Source organism: Paenibacillus sp. J22P277 (genome assembly GCF_059383675.1).
In genome coordinates this window covers 629,295-648,803 of record NZ_JBXENS010000007.1, presented here as the reverse complement: position 1 = coordinate 648,803, position 19,509 = coordinate 629,295, and the positions used below count along the sequence as shown (strand labels likewise).

17 protein-coding genes are annotated in these 19,509 nt (G+C 57.6%); 2 read left to right on the top strand and 15 right to left on the bottom strand.

Annotated elements, in window-relative coordinates; translation table 11 throughout:
* Positions 1–383: 383 nt before the first annotated feature.
* Positions 384–1,250 (bottom strand): nucleotidyltransferase-like protein, encoded by an 867-nt coding sequence (locus AC50YL_RS26800; RefSeq protein WP_494836003.1) that lies wholly within the window; start codon positions 1,248–1,250, stop codon positions 384–386.
* Positions 1,251–1,391: 141 nt separating this feature from the next.
* Between AC50YL_RS26800 and AC50YL_RS26795 the strand changes: the two genes are divergently transcribed.
* Positions 1,392–1,769, top strand: a complete 378-nt coding sequence (locus AC50YL_RS26795) for a YgzB family protein (RefSeq protein WP_494836002.1) — start codon at positions 1,392–1,394, stop codon at positions 1,767–1,769.
* A gap of 67 nt (positions 1,770–1,836) precedes the next feature.
* Here AC50YL_RS26795 and AC50YL_RS26790 read toward each other — a convergent pair whose 3' ends face one another.
* From AC50YL_RS26790 to gatC, 6 genes are all read right to left on the bottom strand, one after another.
* Positions 1,837–3,564: a glycosyl hydrolase family 18 protein gene (locus AC50YL_RS26790; protein WP_494836001.1), complete on the bottom strand. Its 1,728-nt coding sequence runs from the start codon at positions 3,562–3,564 to the stop codon at positions 1,837–1,839.
* Between the two features lie 123 nt (positions 3,565–3,687).
* Positions 3,688–4,125, bottom strand: a complete 438-nt coding sequence (locus tag AC50YL_RS26785) for a Fur family transcriptional regulator (RefSeq protein ID WP_494836000.1) — start codon at positions 4,123–4,125, stop codon at positions 3,688–3,690.
* 81 nt (positions 4,126–4,206) lie between these two features.
* Positions 4,207–6,099 carry a DUF4097 family beta strand repeat-containing protein gene (locus AC50YL_RS26780; RefSeq protein ID WP_494835999.1) on the bottom strand — a complete coding sequence of 631 codons (1,893 nt, stop codon included), beginning with the start codon at positions 6,097–6,099 and terminating at the stop codon, positions 4,207–4,209.
* A 110-nt stretch (positions 6,100–6,209) separates the two neighbouring features.
* Positions 6,210–7,652, bottom strand: coding sequence for an Asp-tRNA(Asn)/Glu-tRNA(Gln) amidotransferase subunit GatB (gatB, locus tag AC50YL_RS26775; RefSeq protein ID WP_494835998.1), 1,443 nt, complete (start codon positions 7,650–7,652; stop codon positions 6,210–6,212).
* A 29-nt stretch (positions 7,653–7,681) separates the two neighbouring features.
* On the bottom strand, positions 7,682–9,139 hold the full coding sequence (gene gatA, locus AC50YL_RS26770) for an Asp-tRNA(Asn)/Glu-tRNA(Gln) amidotransferase subunit GatA (protein WP_494835997.1): 1,458 nt from the start codon (positions 9,137–9,139) through the stop codon (positions 7,682–7,684).
* Between the two features lie 36 nt (positions 9,140–9,175).
* Positions 9,176–9,463, bottom strand: coding sequence for an Asp-tRNA(Asn)/Glu-tRNA(Gln) amidotransferase subunit GatC (gatC, locus tag AC50YL_RS26765; RefSeq protein ID WP_494835996.1), 288 nt, complete (start codon positions 9,461–9,463; stop codon positions 9,176–9,178).
* Positions 9,464–10,154: 691 nt separating this feature from the next.
* On the opposite strand from gatC, the gene AC50YL_RS26760 reads away from it, so the two are divergent.
* Positions 10,155–11,009: a hypothetical protein gene (locus AC50YL_RS26760; RefSeq protein WP_494835995.1), complete on the top strand. Its 855-nt coding sequence runs from the start codon at positions 10,155–10,157 to the stop codon at positions 11,007–11,009.
* Positions 11,010–11,255: 246 nt separating this feature from the next.
* On the opposite strand, the gene AC50YL_RS26755 is transcribed toward AC50YL_RS26760, so the two are convergent.
* The 8 genes from AC50YL_RS26755 to AC50YL_RS26720 all read right to left on the bottom strand — a co-directional run bounded on the left by AC50YL_RS26755 (position 11,256) and on the right by AC50YL_RS26720 (position 19,398).
* Complete coding sequence (locus AC50YL_RS26755) at positions 11,256–11,636, bottom strand: ATPase (protein ID WP_161743163.1); 381 nt, start codon at positions 11,634–11,636, stop codon at positions 11,256–11,258.
* 293 nt (positions 11,637–11,929) lie between these two features.
* Entirely contained in the window at positions 11,930–12,706 is a 777-nt protein-coding gene (locus AC50YL_RS26750) for an SDR family oxidoreductase (protein WP_494835994.1), read from the bottom strand.
* Positions 12,707–12,797: 91 nt separating this feature from the next.
* Entirely contained in the window at positions 12,798–13,679 is an 882-nt protein-coding gene (locus AC50YL_RS26745; protein ID WP_494835993.1) for a helix-turn-helix transcriptional regulator, read from the bottom strand.
* Positions 13,680–13,768: 89 nt separating this feature from the next.
* Positions 13,769–14,851 carry a Gfo/Idh/MocA family protein gene (locus AC50YL_RS26740; protein WP_494835992.1) on the bottom strand — a complete coding sequence of 361 codons (1,083 nt, stop codon included), beginning with the start codon at positions 14,849–14,851 and terminating at the stop codon, positions 13,769–13,771.
* On the bottom strand, positions 14,851–15,996 hold the full coding sequence (locus AC50YL_RS26735; RefSeq protein WP_494835991.1) for a Gfo/Idh/MocA family protein: 1,146 nt from the start codon (positions 15,994–15,996) through the stop codon (positions 14,851–14,853). The genes AC50YL_RS26740 and AC50YL_RS26735 overlap by 1 nt, the downstream gene beginning before the upstream one ends.
* Entirely contained in the window at positions 15,993–16,868 is an 876-nt protein-coding gene (locus tag AC50YL_RS26730; protein WP_494835990.1) for a sugar phosphate isomerase/epimerase family protein, read from the bottom strand. Before AC50YL_RS26730 ends, AC50YL_RS26735 begins: the two co-directional genes overlap by 4 nt.
* An 11-nt stretch (positions 16,869–16,879) precedes the next feature.
* A complete protein-coding gene (uxuA, locus tag AC50YL_RS26725) occupies positions 16,880–17,926 on the bottom strand; it encodes a mannonate dehydratase (protein ID WP_494835989.1) in 1,047 nt (348 codons plus the stop codon).
* Between the two features lie 242 nt (positions 17,927–18,168).
* Positions 18,169–19,398: a M24 family metallopeptidase gene (locus AC50YL_RS26720; protein WP_494836034.1), complete on the bottom strand. Its 1,230-nt coding sequence runs from the start codon at positions 19,396–19,398 to the stop codon at positions 18,169–18,171.
* Between the last annotated feature and the right edge of the window lie 111 nt (positions 19,399–19,509).

Genomic DNA, 19,509 nt, shown 5'->3' with positions numbered 1-19,509 from the left:
ATGTATTAGGCACGCCGCCAGCGTTCGTCCTGAGCCAGGATCAAACTCTCCATAAAAGTGGCCGAAGCCATTTTCAGGATGTGCTTGTTAGCTCATCGCTGACTTACTTTATAACCTTTTGACAGGTCGCTCATTGTTCAGTTTTCAAGGAACAAATTCTTTTCTCGTATCGCCCATGTCTCAGCGGCGACTTGATTAATATATCACATCCGGACATTCAATTGCAAGCTTTTTTTAAAATCTTTTTTCTTGCGAGCTTGCCTGCCGTGAGGCTGTTTTTGTTTAACTCGGAGGCGGTAATAAAGAATTTATCACATGCCCAATATGTCCGTCAAGCACTTCTTTGAAATAAAAAACGCATGCTTGACGCATGCGTGAAACGGTTAATGATATCGAAGCTCCAGCATTTCCATGTCGCCTGCCGTTGGCATGTAGGCAACCTCGCGGACATAGCCGCGCTTGACGAGTTTTTGCAGCAGCAGCGACAAATCCATGTGAAGCTCCGCGAGCATCGGATGAAGCTGGAGCTCCATTACGCTCCAAGGCTCCTCGCGGCTTTCCAATATGGTAAACAACAGCCCGCAAGAAGATTTCATTTTGCTCATCACGGAAAATTCGCAGGCGAGCAAGACGAGCTGTACCCGTTTCTCCAACGATTCCGGCGAAATGGTCAGCTCTTCGTACAATTTATAAATTCCGGGGTTAAACCGGCGCATTTGACGCCAGACCGTAAGCTCGGGATGTACGCCTTCTTCTATAAAGGCGATATGCGCCCAATGATTGAGCGCTGCCAGCACGTTGCTGTACGCATCAAGCAAGTTATTGTCTTGAAGGTCCTGCTTAGCCTGTAAGTAAGTCCTTACGAATCCTGCAAACTCGACCAGTTCCTTCTGGCTGCGCAGCGCCGAAGGAAACGAAAGCAGGCTGTCACGCAAATTCGCTAAATAATCATCCCGGTCCAACAGGATTTCCCCCCGAGCAAGCCATTGTATAATGCTCCGGTTCTCGCCGCCGGTCGTCCATTGCTCCAAAGTAACAGTCGTGACCGTCCGGATTTGCACGCGTTCCCCGTCGTAGCTGATATGTTCCGTTCCTTCGGCGGCGACCTCATGTTCGGTTACGATGAGAATAAGCAGATCCAATCCGTCGATCAGCGGATTGTAGGCAAAAGGGTTATCGATTGCCGCCAGACTGACGATCCCTTCGCGTTGTTCATAGGCGTCTTTGAAATGCGATTTAATATGCTCCACGTCTATCCCCCGTATAGCTTCATGCTTTCGTTTAAGCTATAATGATTTCGCAGTTATATAATTCCTTGTTCGACAATGTCCGCCCGTTTTCCTGCCTAAAGTCTTAGAAACAACTGGGAAGTGTCAGAAAGGATTGAAATCATGTTTGGAAAATCGAGTAAAATCAATGAATTTCGGCTTTGGGGCTTACTTTTCACCCTGTTCGGAATGGGTCTAATGATATTGGGCACGGCCGGAATCGTATTTTGGGGACAAGCAGGCAAAATATTCGCCGCCATCTTCATGGTCATCGGGATGATCGCCATGCTGCTCAGCGTCGGCGTCTACTTCTGGGCAGGGATGCTCTCGACCAGCGCCACGATCCTTGTATGTCCCGAATGCAACCGACATACGAAAATACTCGGCAAAACGGATCGCTGCATGAACTGCAAAACAAAATTGACGCTCGACCCCAAGCAAGCGACCGATCTGGACGATACCGAGCCGGTTGCGGAAGAAGTGGGCCAGCCACAAACTTAACGAACCTTATCAAAAAACGCCTTGCGTACGGAAGTTTCCGCATGCAAGGCGTTTTTTTGGCGTGCTTTCATGGAAGCTGGTTAAGGGATTGATGGATGATGCCCCAAATGTCGTCGGATTGGAATTGGCGCTGCCAGGTAGCCGCTCCGGCCAGGTGGTATTTCTTCACTAATGCGATTCTTGCTTTGACCGACAAGGAATCTTCGATCCAGATGCGCTGCAATGCGCCGTCCTGCGTGTACTCGACGTACCGCTGTCCGGAGTTCGCGTCGTACACGGGTTTCAAACCGCGCTGCTTGATAAGGTTCTGCACGGCTTCCATGCCAAGCGTCTTGGACGTCACCACGGTCTTGCCGTTCTTGTCCTTCTTCTCCGTCCACTGTCTCGTGTAGAGCGGCATTCCAAGCACGAGCTTGCCCGGAGGAACGTTATCCTCGGTCAATATCTTCTTCACCGATTGCTCGGTCCAAGGCAGGGATGCGACGGAGCCCGATACCGGGCTCGCGGCCCAATGTTCATCGTAGGCCATGACCATCATATAATCGACGACTTTCCCTAGCGCCTCGCGGTCGAAGTATAAGGACCACATCTCGCTGTTGGACTTCGGCGTCACGTCGATCGACACGACCACGCCCATCTCATGCATGTACGGCGTTAATTCCCGGACGAACTGCACGAGGTTCGCTTTATCTGCCGTATAGATGTTTTCAAAATCAAGGTTGATGCCCTGGAGCTTGTACATTTGGGCAAACGCGGCCATCTGCTGAATCATCTTTAATCGGGTCGCCGCGCTTGCGAGCGCCTTCGTGGTCCGATCGGGTTCGAAGCCGTTGCTGAAAGATGCCCATACCTGCATATTCTGTTGATGCGCCCAGTTGACGTAACTCATGTCGGCCTTGCTTTTGACGTTGCCGCTGCCGTCCAGAAGCTCGAACCATGTGGGCGACACGACGTTCACGCCGGCCAAGTCGCCGATGGAAGACGGGTTCGGCGTCTTCGTATAGACGGCCTCCCATGTCAGGTTGATTTTGGAGCCGACGGCTTTCCAAGCCGGATATACGGGCTCGTCCTTTAAAGGTTTGATTTGTTCGACTTGCGTCAGGGCAATAGACGATTTATCGGCATAGCCCACGATGCCGTCCGCGATTTGCACCAAATACCAATCGTCCTTCTCGCCCCAAATCCTGACTTCTGTCGTGCCCGCTACGCGTTCGTAAATCGGTTCTTTAATCGACGGACCGCGCCGAACCGTCATTTCCCCCTTCGGCTTGGCTCCGAGCTGAACGGCATCGCCGGCAGCGAGGACCGTGACGATTTTCTGCGCCGCGTTGTTCTCGACATGAATGCCGAATAGCATTTCAAGCGGCTCCACGGGTATATACGCCACTTTGTCAACCACCTCGGCCGCGATCCGCAGCTCGTAAGGTTGTTTGTTCAGCTTGGCCGTCAAGGTATTCGTCTGCATCCGCAATACTTTGTTCGCCGTCGTCAATACGATGGAGCCCGTCTTGCTCTCGTAATAGACCTCTTCCTTCAAACCAAGCCGGTTTTGCACGAATGAAATCGGAATCCGAACGTGCTCTCCGTCGATCAATGCGCCGTTCGGAATCACCTCTCCATGATAAAGCAGCGGATGCTCTTCTCCGTAATCGGGCTTGATGACCGTATTGTTGGGCGTCAGCCGTTGCCAGCCCAGCCATATGACGATAATCATGGCGGCCAACCCGCTTGCGACGACAAGCCATTTCAGTCCGCCGCCGTTCCGGCGTCTGGACCGATATCGTACCGTTTCCACGTTGCAAAACGACTCCTTTCAAATTTAAACGAAGGTTTCCCGCAAATAAAAAACGCGCATGATGACGTACTTGCTCATCCCTTGCGCGTTCGTTCGATTCATGAATCGGCCTTCTGCTGCCGGTTAGTTCGCCTTGTGCCGCGACGAACAGCCCGCGCATTGCCCGTAGATTTCCATGCGATGGCCTTCCACCGTAAATCCCGTTTCTTTGGAAGCCGCGATCTCCACTTCCGTCAGCGGCGGATAGTCGAAGTCGACGATCGTGCCGCAGGTACGGCAAATCGCGTGATAATGCTCGGACAAATCGGCATCGAATCGGCTGGAATCGTCGCCGTAGGTCAATTCCTTGATCAATCCCGCTTCAACGAAAAGCCGCAAATTATTGTATATGGTCGCCACGCTCATGCTCGGAAACGAAGGAGAGAGCGATTTGTAAATTTCGTCTGCAGTCGGATGAGTCAAGGAATGCATGAGAAAGCTTAAGATAGCATGACGCTGCGGGGTCATACGGACGCCGGTACTTTTCAATTGTTCCAAAGCCTGTTCCACGGTCGCACCCATGCCCAACACGTCCTTTCCGCAATAGTTTAGAACCATTGTACGTGGATCGTTTTCAATTTGTCAATGAAAGCGGGAATCATTTTATGGCTTGTAACGATTTACCTCGATGCTGCTGTTGGCGTCGATGTTGATGCGATACGTGCCTTCGCCGATACTCCCGCGAATCGTTTTCTTATTGACGGCGAGCGGCAAATCGCTGGCGATATCGCCGAACGTCACGGAACCGTTAACGGAATAGTTGCCGAATTCCGGAATCCGGACATGAATTTCGCCGATGGAGCTGTCAATGTCCCAATCTCCGCCCACGACGCTGCCCGTCACGTTAATGTCCCCGTTCAACGTATCCGCCCTGACTGCGCCCAAAGCTTCCTTTATGCCGATTTGACCGTTCTTGGTGTCCGTGTCCACGTCGCCCGAGACTCGCTGCAAGTCTATGCTGCCGCTCAACGTCGATCCGTCGAAGCTGCCCGTAATGTCCGAGGCTTTCATATCGCCGTTATAGGTGTTCAGCTTCGCGTCTCCGTCCAATGCCGTCGCGGTAATGCTCCCGTTCTTGGTCTCGGCGTCCACGGGACCATGTATCCGGTTAACGGTGATCTCGCCCGACGTCACCTTGATGGTCAAACCTCCGTATAGCATCAGATCCGCGACATCGACGGAGCCGTTGACAGTCCCGACGTAGAGCTCGGCAGCGGGAGGCTCTACATTAGTATACGAATTATTCGACCCCGAAGTTTCAGGCTCCCCTGTCTCCCCGTCGTTCGTCGTATTCTTGGAAGACTCGATTGCGTCGGCGGATTGATTCACGGAAGGATCGTCATTGGGAACCGCCGGTTGAAACTTCGTGCCGAACGTGGAGTCGGCCGGAACCGTGACTATCATATTCATACGCGGCTTTCGCTCCCCGTTAGTACCGTACGGGCGGCCTGCCGCTTTTATTTCGATTTTGGCGCCGCCGTTCACTTCCACCGTCGACTTCTCCGCCGTATCGTCCGCTTCGGCTTTGTCCGCCGAATCCACCCACATTACGGTCTCGACGACGATCTCGTCCACGTCGCCCTGCTTTACGCTCACGCTGCCATTCGCGTTATCGATCGCAATGCTCGTCGTCTCCGGCAGCATTGGCTGGTGTATCGCGTCTTTATCGTAACGAAAGCCTTTCTCCTCGCCGAACCCGCTCGTACCCGTCAGATTCACCTTGAATTCGTCCAGCCACTTGAACGGCATGGCGGCGTACTGCGTAACGGCGAATGCCGTTATTGCGACGATGGCTGCCAGGAAAGCGCCGCCGATGTCAAAGGAAGGCCGTCCGGAGGCTCTGCGGTAAACCAGGCTGACCATGACGATTTCGATACCGAGCAGCACGAATGCGGCCGGCCACCATTGTCCCAGCAGGCCGATGTCGTTGCGGCCCTGAATCTGATCCCACAGCAGCAGGCCGCCTACCGCGATTAACACGGCTGCAGCCGTAAATCGCCCCATTTTGAACATGGCCTTCTTCCTCCTTAACGACAGAATCATGAGCCCCAGAGCAAGCAGGAGCAAGCTTGGCGCATAAGTCCCGAACGTTGCGATGGGCAGGGAGAAGTCCAAGGACCTCTGCACGAGAATCATGAGCATGCAGGCCAACGCAATTGCGGAGATCCCTTGCAAAACGGCCGTCAATCCCGTTCCGTCCGCGTCCGGCTTCTCCCCGTCCAGCATGTCTTTGCGGACCTTCGATGCCAGCTGCAATGCGCCGAAGACGCTGTAAAACCAAAAGCAAGGCACGCCCAAGCCCAGGAAAATAATAAACAAGGCGTATCGTCCGCCGCCTTCATCCGCCAAGCGGATCATCGCCGCGATATCGGTCAACGTCCCGAGCAGCAGGAGGAGCCCCGCCGCCGGCTTGCCCAGGAGCATATGACCGCCGCCGGGGACCAGAAAAGAAAGCAGAGGCGCCAGGATCGTCTTGGTTTTCGAGCTATTGCGCATGGGCGGCCTCCTAACGGGAACAGTCATTTATCCATATTGTAACATATTCCGAATGCAGCAAAGAGGCATGGCCGCTTGCGGGCGGACATGCCTCTTTTGCATGGACGGAGTTATTGATTGAGGCGCGCGAGCAGCAGCTTGTTGACCAGCGCCGGGTTCGCTTTGCCTTTCGTTTCTTTCATGACTTGGCCGACCAAGAAGCCGATGGCCTTCTCTTTGCCGGCTTTGAAATCCTCGACGGACTGCGGGTTCGCGCTTACGATCCGGTCGACGACTTCGGCGATCGCGCCTTCGTCGCTGATCTGGACGAGCCCTTGCTCTTCGACGATTTGCTGCGGACGCTTGCCGGTCTCGAGCATTTCCTTGAAGACGGTCTTGGCGATCTTGCTGCTGATCGTGCCTTTCTCCATGAGACCGATCATCTCGCCGAGGCCTTGGCCCGTGAGTTTGATGTCTTCGAGCTCCAGGCCGCCCGCGTTCAGATAGCCCAGCAGATCGCCCATGATCCAATTGGACACCGATTTGGCGTCTTTCGTGTAACTCAGGCTTTCCTCGAAAAAATCCGCCAGCTTCTTGGACGCGGTAATGACTTCCGCATCGTAAGAAGGCAACCCGAAATCGGCCGTGTACCGGGCTTTGCGCGCATCCGGAAGCTCCGGAATGGACGCGCGGACGCGGGCTTTCCACTCGTCGTCGATGTGGATCTGCACCAGGTCCGGATCCGGGAAATAGCGATAGTCATGCGCTTCTTCCTTGCTGCGCATCGTGAACGTCTTGCCCTGCGTCTCGTCCCATCGCCGGGTTTCCTGCACGACTTTGCCGCCGCCGTCGAGAATGTCGGCCTGACGCATCTCTTCGTACTCCAAACCGCGCTGAACGCCGCGGAAGGAGTTCATGTTCTTCAGCTCCGCGCGGGTGCCGAACTGCTCCTGGTCATAAGGACGGATGCTGATGTTGGCATCGCATCGCAGCGAGCCTTCTTCCATCTTAACGTCCGACACTTCGCAATACAGCATGATGGCTTTGAGCTTCTCCAGATACGCCTTGGCTTCCTCGGGGGTGCGGATATCCGGTTCGGATACGATCTCCACGAGCGGCGTTCCGACGCGGTTGAAATCGACCAAGGAGCCGAAGCCGCCGTCGATATGCGTGAGCTTGCCGGCGTCTTCCTCCAGATGAAGACGCGTAATGCCAATGCGTTTCGTCTGGCCGTTCACCTCGATGTCGATCCAGCCGTGCTCGCCGACAGGCTTGTCGAATTGAGAAATTTGATAGGCTTTCGGCGAATCGGGATAGAAATAGTTTTTCCGGTCGAACTTGCTGATGTCCGCGATTTGGCAGTTGAGCGCCATCGCCGCTTTCATCGCGTATTCGATCGCTTGACGGTTCAAAACCGGCAGCACGCCGGGATGTCCGAGACAGACCGGACATGTATGGGAGTTCGGCGGCGCGCCGAAGGACGTGGAGCATCCGCAGAAGATCTTGCTTTTCGTGTGGAGCTCGACGTGCACTTCAAGCCCGACGACCGTTTCGTATTTATTCGGTTCTACCATGGTTTCGCCCTCCTGCTTCTAGCCGTCCGCTACAGCTGCGGACGCTGTTTATGATGCTCGGTATGCTGCTCGTACGCGTGCGCGGCGCGCAGCACCGTGCGCTCGTCGAACGCTTTGCCGATGATTTGCAGGCCGATCGGAAGACCGTCCGCGAAACCGCACGGCACGCTGATCGCGGGTACTCCCGCCAAACTCACCGGAATCGTGCAAATATCGTTCAAGTACATCGTCAGCGGGTCGCCGACCTGCTCGCCGATCGGGAATGCCGTCGTCGGCGCCGTCGGTCCGATGATCAGGTCGAAGTCCTTGAACACGTTGTCGAAATCCTGCTTGATCAGCGTGCGCACTTTCTGAGCCTTCAAATAATAAGCATCGTAATAGCCGGAACTGAGCGCGTAGGTTCCGAGCATGATGCGGCGCTTCACTTCCTGGCCGAAGCCTTGGCTGCGCGACTTGCGATACAGGTCGAGCAGGTTGTCCGGATTGTCCGCGCGCACGCCGTAACGGACGCCGTCGAATCGGGCCAGGTTCGAGGATGCTTCGGACGAAGCCAGCAGATAGTACGTCGCAACCGCGTATTCCGTGTGCGGCATGGACACTTCCTCCCATGTCGCGCCGAGGCGCTCGAATTGCTTGAGGGCGGCCAGAACCGCTTCTTTCACTTTCGGGTCGATGCCTTGTCCCAAGTATTCCTTCGGCACGCCGATGCGCAGACCCTTCACGTCGCCGGTCAGCGCGCTGACGTAATCGGGTATCTCCACGTTAGCCGACGTGGAATCGTTGCCGTCGTATCCGGCGATCGCCTGAAGCACGTATGCCGAGTCTTCCACGTTCTTCGTCAGCGGACCGATCTGGTCGAGGGAAGAGGCGAAAGCCACGAGGCCGAAACGGGATACGAGGCCGTAAGTCGGCTTGAGACCGACGATGCCGCAATATGCCGCCGGTTGGCGGATGGAGCCGCCGGTATCGGAGCCGAGCGCGAAATAGACTTGTCCCGCCGCGACGGAAGCCGCTGAACCGCCGCTCGAGCCGCCAGGCACGTATTCCGTATTCCACGGGTTGCGCGTCGGATGGAAGCTGGAATTCTCGTTGGAACCGCCCATCGCGAACTCGTCCATGTTCAGCTTGCCGATGGTGACGGATTGCGCGGCCTTCAGCTTCTTCGTGACCGTGGCGTCGTAGATCGGGTCGTAATTGCGCAGGAATTGGCTCGCGCAGGTCGTGAGCAGGCCTTCCGTCACGATATTGTCCTTGATCCCGGCTGGCAGGCCGAACAGGATGCCTTGTTCCCCGCCCTCGGCGATCGCCCGGTCCAGCTCGGCGGCCGCGGCGCGGGCGCCCTCCTCGTTCAAGGTCAAGAACGCTTGAATGGATGCATCCGTGGCGGCAATGCGCGAATAGGAAGCGTCCACCAGATCGGCGACCGACAGTTCTTTCGTTCTCAATTGATTATGTACTTCCTGCAGGCGTAAATCGAAAAGTGCCAACAGCCGTTCCTCCTTTCGTATCCTTGCAAGTCGAATTTATTCCAGTACGGCCGGCACCTTGAACTGGCCGTCTTCATCGTCAGGCGCATTGCGCAGCGCGGTCTCGTTGGCAAGCGACTCGCGGACCGCGTCTTCGCGCATGACGTTGCGTACCGGCAGCACGTGGGTGGTCGGTTCAACGTCGTCGGTTTGCAGCTCGTTCAGCTTCTCCGCGTATTTCAAGATCGCGTTCAGCTGTCCGGCGAACTGCTCCTTCTCCTGCTCGGAAAGCTCCAGCCGGGCCAGGTTGGCCACATGCTCAACATCCTTGATCGTAATGCTCATCTCGTGTCCCGTCCTTTCCAACCAAAATGCACACATTCTACCCATTATAACGCAAGGCTTGAATCAAACTCAATGCAAATGCGCAAGGGCGCGCCTGAACCGTTGACGCCAGGTTCGACCGCTGCTCATGCCTAACGCGCATTTCGCGAGAAAGAAATAACCTGCCGGAGCAAACGGCAGGTTACCGATAATACGTCATACGATGACAAGCGATCATTCCTCGAAGGCGCTATTGCTGCGCGGTTTTCCAGGAAAACCAAGGTCGCGGCTTTGATTATGGGGTTGAACGTGAACTAGGATTTGAAATCGTCAAGCTTAGCCGACGTGAAAGCAAACGACCTCGCGAACGGGTATGCGCTGCGGCAAGCGACGTGCCGGAAGTCAATCCCAGCAGCAGCGCCACCGTCCATTTCAATGGTCTCATCTACAATACTCCACCTCTTTAATGGATGGCATCACGATGCATTCGAAAAGCTGTCATTTCTAAATATCGGTTCCATGTAAAACGTGACTAAAGACCCAAAACGAAATTCAGGCCGAATCGTCTGCAAACCGAATCTCTGCAATATGAAGAAAAATTTCATGCGAAGCTAAGGGAAGGCTTACGCGAAATTAAGCTTGCTTTAAGGTTGGCTGTCCATACTTGGGCATGCAAGGTAGATTCACCCAATAAATGACGGAGGTAACGAGCATGAAAATGAACAAAACGATGAAAGCCTTGACCGTCGCGGCGGCGCTTGCGGTCATGATCCCCCTCAGCGCGTATGCGGCAGCGAACAACACGACCCCGGCGGCGACGGAAGGCGCGAACGCTTCGAGCGGCACGGTCACGATTCATAAAGGCAAGGCGCTTGCGCCGAAAGACGGGCAGGAAGGCTTCCGCGGCGGACCCATCGGCCAAGAGGTGCTCGATCTGCTGAAGCTCGACGCTAAAACGCTGAAGGAAAAACTGGCCGCGGGCAAAACGCTCGCGCAAGTCGCCGAGGAGCAAGGCGTGTCCCGGGACGATCTGAAGAAAGCGATGACGGCGGCCTTCGACAAGCAGCAAGCAGAGCAAAAGCAACAGTTCGCCGACAACCTCGATAAAACGCTCGACGGGCAACTGCCGATCGACGGTCCCAAAGGCATGGCCGGCGGCAGAAGATTCGAGGCCGGCATCGGGAAGCTCGATTTGACGGCATCGGCAAAACTGCTCGGTCTGAGCGAAGCGGATCTGAAGAAAGAGTTGGAATCGGGCAAATCGCTCGCCGACGTCGCCAAAGAAAAAAGCGTGGACGTCCAGACGCTGGTCGAGGCGCAGAAAAAAGCCATCGTGGACGGACTTACCTCCGCGGTGAAAGCCGGCAAATTGACGCAGGAACAAGCGGATAAAGCGACTGCGAACGCCGAGGTCATCGCGGAGAACATCGTGAACGGCACGCAGCCGAAGGACGGTCGCTTCCCGCGGATGCATAAGGGCGAGAAACGCACGGCAGACGGCAATGCGGCCGAAGATGCTGCGGATACCGGAGCCACTTCGGAAGCCGAACAAACTACCGGCGCTTAGTCGAGACCGCTTCATGTCGACACTGCATTTAGTCGTTCTACAACGGAACAAAATTCGAAATGCTCGGCATGTCCCTCTGATTGCGGTGTTAGGCCGATGTCGCTATCGGCCAATACAAAAAGCCTCCCGCTCGATTGCCGAGCGGGAGGCTTTTTATTGCGTGCATGATTTAATCGTATGCAGAGCATGAGAATCGCAACCAAAATCAAGAAGAGAACGCCTTGCTGCGTCGCGAGCGACTCCGAATCAAATCCACGCTTTCAATCGCACTTGGCGCATGAAATCCTCGCGCGTCTGCGGCTCGCCGCCGCCGTTGTCCGCTTCCTCGGTCTCCTGTTCTCCGTTCATAACCCGGTGGAACAGCTCCGCGTTATGCGTCGCAAGCGCAAAATCGATCAGCGCTTCCCGTTCCAGCTTGTCGACCTCCAGCTTGATCAACACTTCTTCCAGCTCGATGTCCTCTGCCGGCACGTAGAAATTCCGGTTCGCTTTCGGCACGCGAATCACGTAATCAAACGCGTTGTCCGCATTCCGGTCGTACGCGATAATATAGCCATACTCCCCGACGGGGAGGCTTTGTTCGAAGGTATCCGACATAATCACGATGCGTTGCCCTAATTTATACATAATTGTCAACTCCTGTCATCCATTTGCCGTTTTCTATTACTCTATCCTACTAAAAAACAGGATGGAAGTCCAATAGAGAGAAAGGCGCGATTCATCGGATACAGGACGGCGCCGCAGCCCAACCGCGGCGGCTTCCAACGCGCTTGCCTGAATCGCGCTCGCGAGTCCGGCCGCAGGCTAACGCGGCCACTTCTGCTGCATGGCGGGATGCGCTTTCGTTCATTGCCAAAAAAAAGAAAAAACGGCCGTTCCCTCCGGAAGAAGGGAACGAACCGTCGCTTGCGATGCCTCATTCAGATCGTCGTGGCGCCGAACCCGCCGTCCACCCGGATCAGCGAGCCCGATACATAACCCGAAGCCGCCTCCGAAGCCAACCACACGACCGCGCCTTGCAGCTCCTTCGGGTCGCCGAAGCGTGCCATCGGCGTGTGGCCCATGATGCTGGCCACCCGCTCGGGCGAGAGGATCGCGCGGTTCTGCTCCGCCGGGAAAAAGCCCGGCACGATGCCGTTCACGCGGATGCCGTGCGGCGCGAATTCTTTGGCCAAGTACTGCGTCATGCTGTTGACGGCGTGCTTGGACGCCGAATACGCGAACACGCGCGACAGCGGCGGTCCCGAGGATACGGAGCTGATCGTGATGATGCTGCCGCCCTGCCCGGCGTCGATCATCGATCGGCCGAACACTTGGCACGCCAACATGACGCTCTTCGCGTTGACGTCCATGATCGTATCCCATTCTTCTTCCGTGATGTCGAAGAACGGAGTGGCGCTGTTCGTGCCCGCCGTATGCAGCAAGATATCGCTCCGGCCATTGGGCGCCCACGCGTTGATCTCGCCGACGACCCGCAGAAGATCCGTTTTGGATACGGCATCGGCTTGGAAAATCGCCGCGCGGCCCGAAGTAAGCAGATGCGCGAGCTTCGCTTCGGCTTTCTCCGGATTGCGCACGACGAGTGCCGCATGGGCGCCATGGTCGATCAACGCCTCCGCCATGACGCTGCCGAGCGTGCTGCCCGCGCCAATGACGACCGCGGTGCGGCCCTTTAAATCAAATAGATTGCTGCCCATAGATAGGATGTCGCCTCCACGCTGCGGAATGGGATGAACCGGCTAACGCCCTTGACGGCGCGTCGCGCATCGAATGCTGCTTGCCGATAGCTCAAGTCGGGCTTCTGCCTTCGGCCGTCAGCTGCAGCATTCGCTTTCGGTACGCTTCCGGGCTTTCGCCGACGGTCATCTTGAACAGCCGGCTGAAATGCGGCAGCTGATGAAAGCCGACGGCGCGGCACACGTCGGATACCGATTGGCGCGGCTCCAGCCGGAACATCATTTTGGCTTGATTAATTCGCCGGTTGTATAAATATTTGAACACGGTCGTGCCGGTCACGTCTTTGAACAAATTCGAGAGATACGGCTTCGTCAGATGCAGCGCGCCGGCAATGTCGTCCAGCGTGATCTCCTCGACGTAGTGGTCTTCGAGGAAAGAGATGACGCTTTGCACATGCTGCTCCTTCAAGGAGCGGTGCTCCCGCTCGTTCACCGGCGCGCTGCACCAGTCGCGAATGAGATGCAGCAGTTCGATCACGCGAATGACGAAACGGTCGTAGGCCGTACGGATGCCCGCTTCGTTGGTTCGCGTGTACAGCCGGTTCATCTCGGCGAGCAGCGTCTCCAGCTCGGCCTGATCCGCCGGACTGAGAGACAAGCGGATGTTGCGCAAATCCTCGAACGGTTTCAACAGCATCGCCGCCGCGTCGTTCTGGAGAATGCGGTGCACGTAGGCCGGGTCCATGTGGATGATCGTGCGGACGTACGGCTTCTCCGGAGACGGATTGGGGCAATGCAGCGTCATGCCGTGCATCAGGATCAAATCTCCCGGCTGAAGCGTCATCAGCTTGTCGCCGATGAGGTAATTGCACTCGCCTTCCTGAAAATAATACATTTCATAGAAAGCATGAGAATGGAACTGCGCCCCGGGCATGGGCAAGTTGTTACGGTACATGAGTTCGATCGGCTGCTGCCATTGCATCGTGAGCGGCATTTCCGAGCCCTCCAATTGGATTCCCGAATCATCGGTATAAGCTGCTCCGCTCATTGTACCATGCCGCTCCCTTCCCGGCCCATATCCGCTTACAGCCGGACCGCCTTATTTTGCGCCGCGATGCACAATTCCGCCGCCTTGAAGGCATGCGCCTGCGTCATCGCGATTTCCGTGCGGTTCAGGCAATCCAGGATCAGCTCGCCGAAGAACGGGAAGCCGACGTGCCCGCCGACGGTCAGATGATGCTCGCCCTCGTGGTTGACCAAGTAGACGTGGTCGCCGCCTTTGTCGCGCGCGATATCGATGTATTTGCGCAGCTCGATGAACCCGTCCGTGCCGAGAATGATCGTCCGGCCGTCGCCCCAGGTTCCCAGCCCGTTCGGCGTCAGCCAGTCGACGCGGAAATAATTGGTCGCGCCGTTATCCCCGATCAGCGTCGCATCGCCGAAATCCTCGAGCTCCGGCACGTCCGGGTTGTTGTAATTCGCCACTTTGCTGCTTGCGACCGCGGCGTCCTTGCACCCGGCAAAAAACAGAAACTGCTCGATCTGATGGCTGCCGATATCCGTGAGGATGCCGCCGTACTGCGCTTTCCGAAAAAACCAGTCCGGACGGGACGGCTTGTTGAGGCGATGCGGCCCGGTGCCGATCACCTGCACGACGCGGCCGATGGCCCCCTCTTGGATGAGACGCCCGGCGTAAATCGCGCTCTCCACGTGCAGCCGCTCGCTGTAGTAGACCATATACTTGCGTCCCGTCGCCGCCGTCACGGCCCGCGCTTCCTCCAGTTGTTCCAACGTCGTGAACGGCGTTTTGTCGGTGAAATAATCTTTGCCGTGCTTCATGACGGTCACGCCAAGCGGACCTCTGTCGGAGGGAATCGCCGCCGCCGCGACGAGCTTGACCTCGGGATCTTCCAGAATCGCCTCTGGCGAAGCCGCTGCAGTCGCCTGCGGATAGGTCTTGAGGAATTGCTCGACCTTCGCGGCATCGGGGTCGTACACCCATTTCAGCGTCGCGCCGGCTTCGATCAATCCGTTCGCCATTCCGTAGATGTGGCCGTGATCCAGCGCCATCGCCGCAAAGACGAATTCGCCCGGGCCCACTGCGGGAGCCGGCTTTGCGAGGGATACCGGCGCGTAGTTCATGCCGTCGTTCCGATTGACCGCCATCAGCGCTTCGCCTCGGCCGGCTGGGCCCGCTTGAATTTGGACGTCGCGATCCGCTTATTCAGCTCGGCTTCGTGCAGCGCTTCGTCCAGCGGCAGGTCGACCCAATCGTCCAGCCAGGTGGACAGATGCATCGCGTTCGAGAGCGTCAGGCCGTGGATGCCCTCTTCGCCGGGCGCGGCGAGCGGCGTGCCGAGGAGCACCGCGTCCGTGAAGTTCTGGAGAATGCCCGCATGCTCGGGGCTCGGACCGGAAGCCGGCAGCTCGATTTTCCACACCTCCGGGGACGCGAACGATTCTTTGTTGCGGGCGTTGAACTCCGCTTCGTCCTCGCGGAGGCGGTACAGCGTCATGCGCTCTTCTTCGATGACGATTTTGCCGCGGCTGCCCGATACCTCCAAGCGGTTCGTACCGGGCGCGTCGGACGTCGACGTGATGAAGACCGCCGTCGCGCCGTTCGCGTATTCCGCATAGGCCGTTACGTCGTTCTCGACCTCGATGTCGCGGTGCTTGCCGAATTGGCAGAAGGCGCGCATGCGCGTCGGCATCATGCCCGTCGTCCACTGCCACAGGTCCAGCTGATGCGGGCATTGGTTGATCAGGACGCCGCCGCCTTCGCCCGCCCAAGTCGCGCGCCATGTGCCGGAATCATAGTAGGCCTGCGTCCGGTACCAGTTCGTGATGATCCAGTTGATGCGCCGCACTTCGCCGATTTCGCCCGACGCGATCAGCTCGCGCAGCTTCTTGTAAAGCGGGTTCATGCGCTGGTTGTACACGATCCCGAACTTGCGTCCGCTGGCCGCCGCCGCGTCATTCATTTCGCGCACTTGCTTGGCATAGACGCCCGCCGGTTTCTCGATCAGCACATGCACGCCTTTGGCGAACGCCGCGATGGCTTCAGACGGATGGTCGTAATGCGGCGTCGCCACGATAACGGCATCCACCAGACCGGAATCGATCATCGCGCCCGCGTTCTCGAATACGGCGACCTTGCCGCCGAATTGTTCCTTTGCCCATTCGCGCTTGCTCTCGAATTCGTCGCACACCGCGGTCAAAACCGCGCCTTTGATCTTGCCGGAGGTAAGGATCGAAGCATGACCCGAACCCATGTTGCCAATCCCGATTATTCCGTATCTCACCTGGCTCACTGAATTTCCTCCATCCATTGGTTCATTTGATCGGCGTAGGTGCGGAGCATGGCGCGCGTGTCGAACGTGCCGCTGAAATCCTCGACGCCGAACCAACCGTCGTAGCCCACCGCTTTCAAATCACGGAGCACCTGTTTCCACGGCACGACGCCGTTCGCGATCGGCGCCCAGCCGCTCTTCCATTCCACCGGCCGCAGGTGATCCGCCGTCTCGCCCGGGGAAGCGGACTGCCAGCCGGCGTTCTTCACGTGGACATGAGCCAAATACGGACCCAGCAGCTCCATGCCCATCCGGTAATTCTCGTATCCTTCATGCACCATGTTGCCCGGATCGTAGAGGACGCCGATCGCGTCCGGATTGAACGGGGACACGAGCCGGTGCGCGAGCGACGCGCTCGGCGCGATCGTGACGTGATGCGTCTCGACCAATGCCTTCACGCCGTATTCGAGCGCAAGCCGCTCTACTTCTTGCAGATAGCGGACCGCTTGCGCGAACAACTCGTTGTACGGCGTGCTTCTGTCATAGCCCGGAACGCCGACGCGGACCATCGAGGCGCCGAGACGTTTCGCCAGCCGCATGACTTGCTCGGTTCCCTCGACGTCGCCGCAGCTCAAGTAAGGCGTGACCGCGATGGTTCTGCGATCATGGTCGCCGGCTGCCTGGCTGAACCGGCCGATCTCCGCTTCGCCGGCGTTCGGCGATATCGTGCAGCGGTTATTGCCCCAGAACGAAGGCTTCTCGGCGAGGAGCTCGGCCGGCGTGTCCTTGCAGCGCCATTCCAATCCCGCTATGCCCGCGTCCGCCGCGGCTTGGCAAAGCTCTTCCGGCGTCAAATCCGGCGCGGCCACGGTAAATATCGATAATTTCGGCATGATCTCCTCGTTCAGCTCCTTGTCTTGGATAATGCTTCCCAAATCCCGTTCAAATACGCGGCGCCAAGCGCCCGGTCGAAGAGACCGTAGCCCGGCCGGCCTTGCTCGCCCCAGATCATTCTGCCATGATCCGGACGAAGCGGGCCTTCGAATCCGGTGTCATGCAGCGCTTCGAGCACGCGCGTCATATCGATGGAGCCGTCCGAAGACAGATGCGCCGATTCCTGGAACGAACGCGGCCCTGTCCGTAAAATGTTCCGCGTGTGCGCGAAATGCAGCTTGCCGAGCGAACCGAAGTGGCGGATGATCGCGGTCAGGTCGTTCGCCTCGTTCGCGCCGAGCGAGCCGGAGCAGAACGTGATGCCGTTCGCGGGACTGTCGACATGCTCCGTGAGGCGGCGCAGCTGCGCCATGCTGCTGACGATGCGCGGCAATCCGAAGATCGGCCACGGCGGATCGTCGGGATGAATCGCCATCACGACGCCGGCTTCCTCCGCGACGGGAATGATCCGCTCCAAGAAGTAAGCGAGATTGTCGAACAGCACGTCCTCCGTTACGTCGGCATAAGCCGCGATCAGTTGCCCCATCTCGTCCTTCGTGTAGCTGGCATCCCAGCCCGGCAGGGACAAATCGCCGTTTACCGGATCCATGCGGGAAATCGTCTCGTCCTCGAAGGTAAGCGCCGTAGAGCCGTCGGGCAGCACATGCGCCAATTTCGAGCGCGTCCAATCGAACACCGGCATAAAGTTGTAGCAAATGACGGGAACGCCGGCCGCGCCCAACCTGCGTATGGTTTGACTGTAATTTTCAATCAAGCGGTCGCGCGAAGGACGTCCCAGCTTGATGTCCTCGTGCACGGGAACGCTCTCGACCACGGCGAGCCGAAGCCCTGCCGATTCGATCGTTTCTTTCAGCGCCAGAATCGATGCCATCGGCCACGCTTCGCCGACGGGCACGTCGTACAAGGCGGTGACGATACCGTGCATCCCAGGTATTTGGCGGATATTTTGCAGCGTGACGGGATCTTCTTGGCCAAACCACCGGAACGTCATTTTCATGCGGGCAGCACCTCTTATTTCGATATTGTGAAGGCTTTCATTTCCTCGCTACGTATAAGATCAGACTCATTGTAGCATAGCCTTGCCGGAATGCATTCGACTCCCGTAATGAGATTAACCACAGTTAAATGAATAGGAAGATTCGGTTGTTTGAATCAAGGCGGTCCGCTCCGACGACGAAAAGCCGTCCGCGAATCATTGCGATTCGGCGGACAGCCTGTTTGCTTCGGCATCTTCAAGCCTTAGAGGATGATGAGCCCTTCAGGGGACTTCGTTAATGCGCGGCAGCCGTCGTCCGTGATCAGATAGCTATTCTCGATACCGACGACGCCGCGGCCCGGGAACGTAAACTTCGGTTCGACGGCGAGCACCATGCCCGACTCCAGCGGATTGCCGAATCCGTTGGCCAATACGGGCCATTCGTCGACCTCGAGCCCGATGCCGTGCCCGAGGAATTTGACTTGATTGCTGCCGAAGCCCATAAAGTGGTCAGCCAATCCGGCATGCGCGGCGTCTTCCAGCGAAGCCGCGTATATCGCGTCGCATGCCGTTCCGGGCCGCATCATCCGTTCGGCATGCCGGACGATGCGCTCCGAAAGGGCATATGCGTTTGCCAGCTCATCCGCGAGGCTGCCGATAACGGCCGTCCGCGTCTGATCGATGACGTAGCCGTCGATGCAGCAGCCGATGTCGATCAGGATCGGTTCGTCGCGCCTAATCGCCCGCCGGCTGGTGCTCTGCGGAGCTGCCGGGCCCAGGCCGAGCCCGCCGGCCGGTCCGTCGAATGCGCTCGGCACGGCCGCCGCCGCGCCCGATCCCAGCATGCCGGTCATGATCTCCATATTATAGCTGCGCGTCCGCATGAGACCGATATGTCCGCGAATGCGCATCTCGTATTCGAGACGGGCCATCAGCTCCAGCTCGGATACGCCTTCCTTCAGCATGGGAAGCGACGCTTCCAGAGCTTCCGCCACGACCCGCGCGGCCGCTTCGATCCGGCTGACTTCCCAGGGCGACTTGATCATCCGCACGCCGCGCATCAACGCGGATCCGTCGGTTAACGCGGTGCCCGCGACACCGCCCGAGACGGCTTCGGCCAATCTTGCATACGTCGAGGCCGGCAGGACATCCATCTCCGTGGCGATGTTTAACCCGCTGCCAGTGCCGTTGCCTCCGCCGAATACAGCCGGATAATCGCTTGCCAGCTGCGCGCGGAAACCGCGCAACGACGTCAGCGCGGCTACCGCGATCGCCGACTCCCGTCTCGCCCGCTCCAGGCTGCGTCTTACATAGAATACAGGTTCGCCGGCAGCGGGAACGAACGCGTATCCCGCCTGCATCGAGCCCGTGAAATAATAAAGGTCCACATGCTGCGTCACGAGAAAGGCGTCGATGCCCGCCTCGAGCATTCGAGCCTGCAGCCTGCCTATCCGCGCCAAAACTTCTTCGCTCGCAATCGTTCCGATCTCCATGTCCTGCACCGCTCTCGCCCCTCGCTTCTGGTTCTGCTTTCACCATTACAACAAATGACGACGGACCCGTCAACCAGGACGACGGATACCTCCGCTCCGTCCAAGGGCGTT

What these genes read in the sequence shown, in the direction of transcription:
- AC50YL_RS26795 (WP_494836002.1), top strand. Translation starts at nt 1,392, where the DNA reads ATGTTTGGAAAATCGAGTAAAATCAATGAATTTCGGCTTTGGGGCTTA.
- AC50YL_RS26785 (WP_494836000.1), bottom strand. Translation starts at nt 4,125, where the DNA reads ATGGGTGCGACCGTGGAACAGGCTTTGGAACAATTGAAAAGTACCGGC.
- AC50YL_RS26780 (WP_494835999.1), bottom strand. Translation starts at nt 6,099, where the DNA reads ATGCGCAATAGCTCGAAAACCAAGACGATCCTGGCGCCTCTGCTTTCT.
- gatB (WP_494835998.1), bottom strand. Translation starts at nt 7,652, where the DNA reads ATGGTAGAACCGAATAAATACGAAACGGTCGTCGGGCTTGAAGTGCAC.
- gatC (WP_494835996.1), bottom strand. Translation starts at nt 9,463, where the DNA reads ATGAGCATTACGATCAAGGATGTTGAGCATGTGGCCAACCTGGCCCGG.
- AC50YL_RS26760 (WP_494835995.1), top strand. Translation starts at nt 10,155, where the DNA reads ATGAAAATGAACAAAACGATGAAAGCCTTGACCGTCGCGGCGGCGCTT.
- AC50YL_RS26755 (WP_161743163.1), bottom strand. Translation starts at nt 11,636, where the DNA reads ATGTATAAATTAGGGCAACGCATCGTGATTATGTCGGATACCTTCGAA.
- AC50YL_RS26750 (WP_494835994.1), bottom strand. Translation starts at nt 12,706, where the DNA reads ATGGGCAGCAATCTATTTGATTTAAAGGGCCGCACCGCGGTCGTCATT.
- AC50YL_RS26745 (WP_494835993.1), bottom strand. Translation starts at nt 13,679, where the DNA reads ATGCCGCTCACGATGCAATGGCAGCAGCCGATCGAACTCATGTACCGT.
- AC50YL_RS26740 (WP_494835992.1), bottom strand. Translation starts at nt 14,851, where the DNA reads ATGGCGGTCAATCGGAACGACGGCATGAACTACGCGCCGGTATCCCTC.
- AC50YL_RS26730 (WP_494835990.1), bottom strand. Translation starts at nt 16,868, where the DNA reads ATGCCGAAATTATCGATATTTACCGTGGCCGCGCCGGATTTGACGCCG.
- uxuA (WP_494835989.1), bottom strand. Translation starts at nt 17,926, where the DNA reads ATGAAAATGACGTTCCGGTGGTTTGGCCAAGAAGATCCCGTCACGCTG.
- AC50YL_RS26720 (WP_494836034.1), bottom strand. Translation starts at nt 19,398, where the DNA reads ATGGAGATCGGAACGATTGCGAGCGAAGAAGTTTTGGCGCGGATAGGC.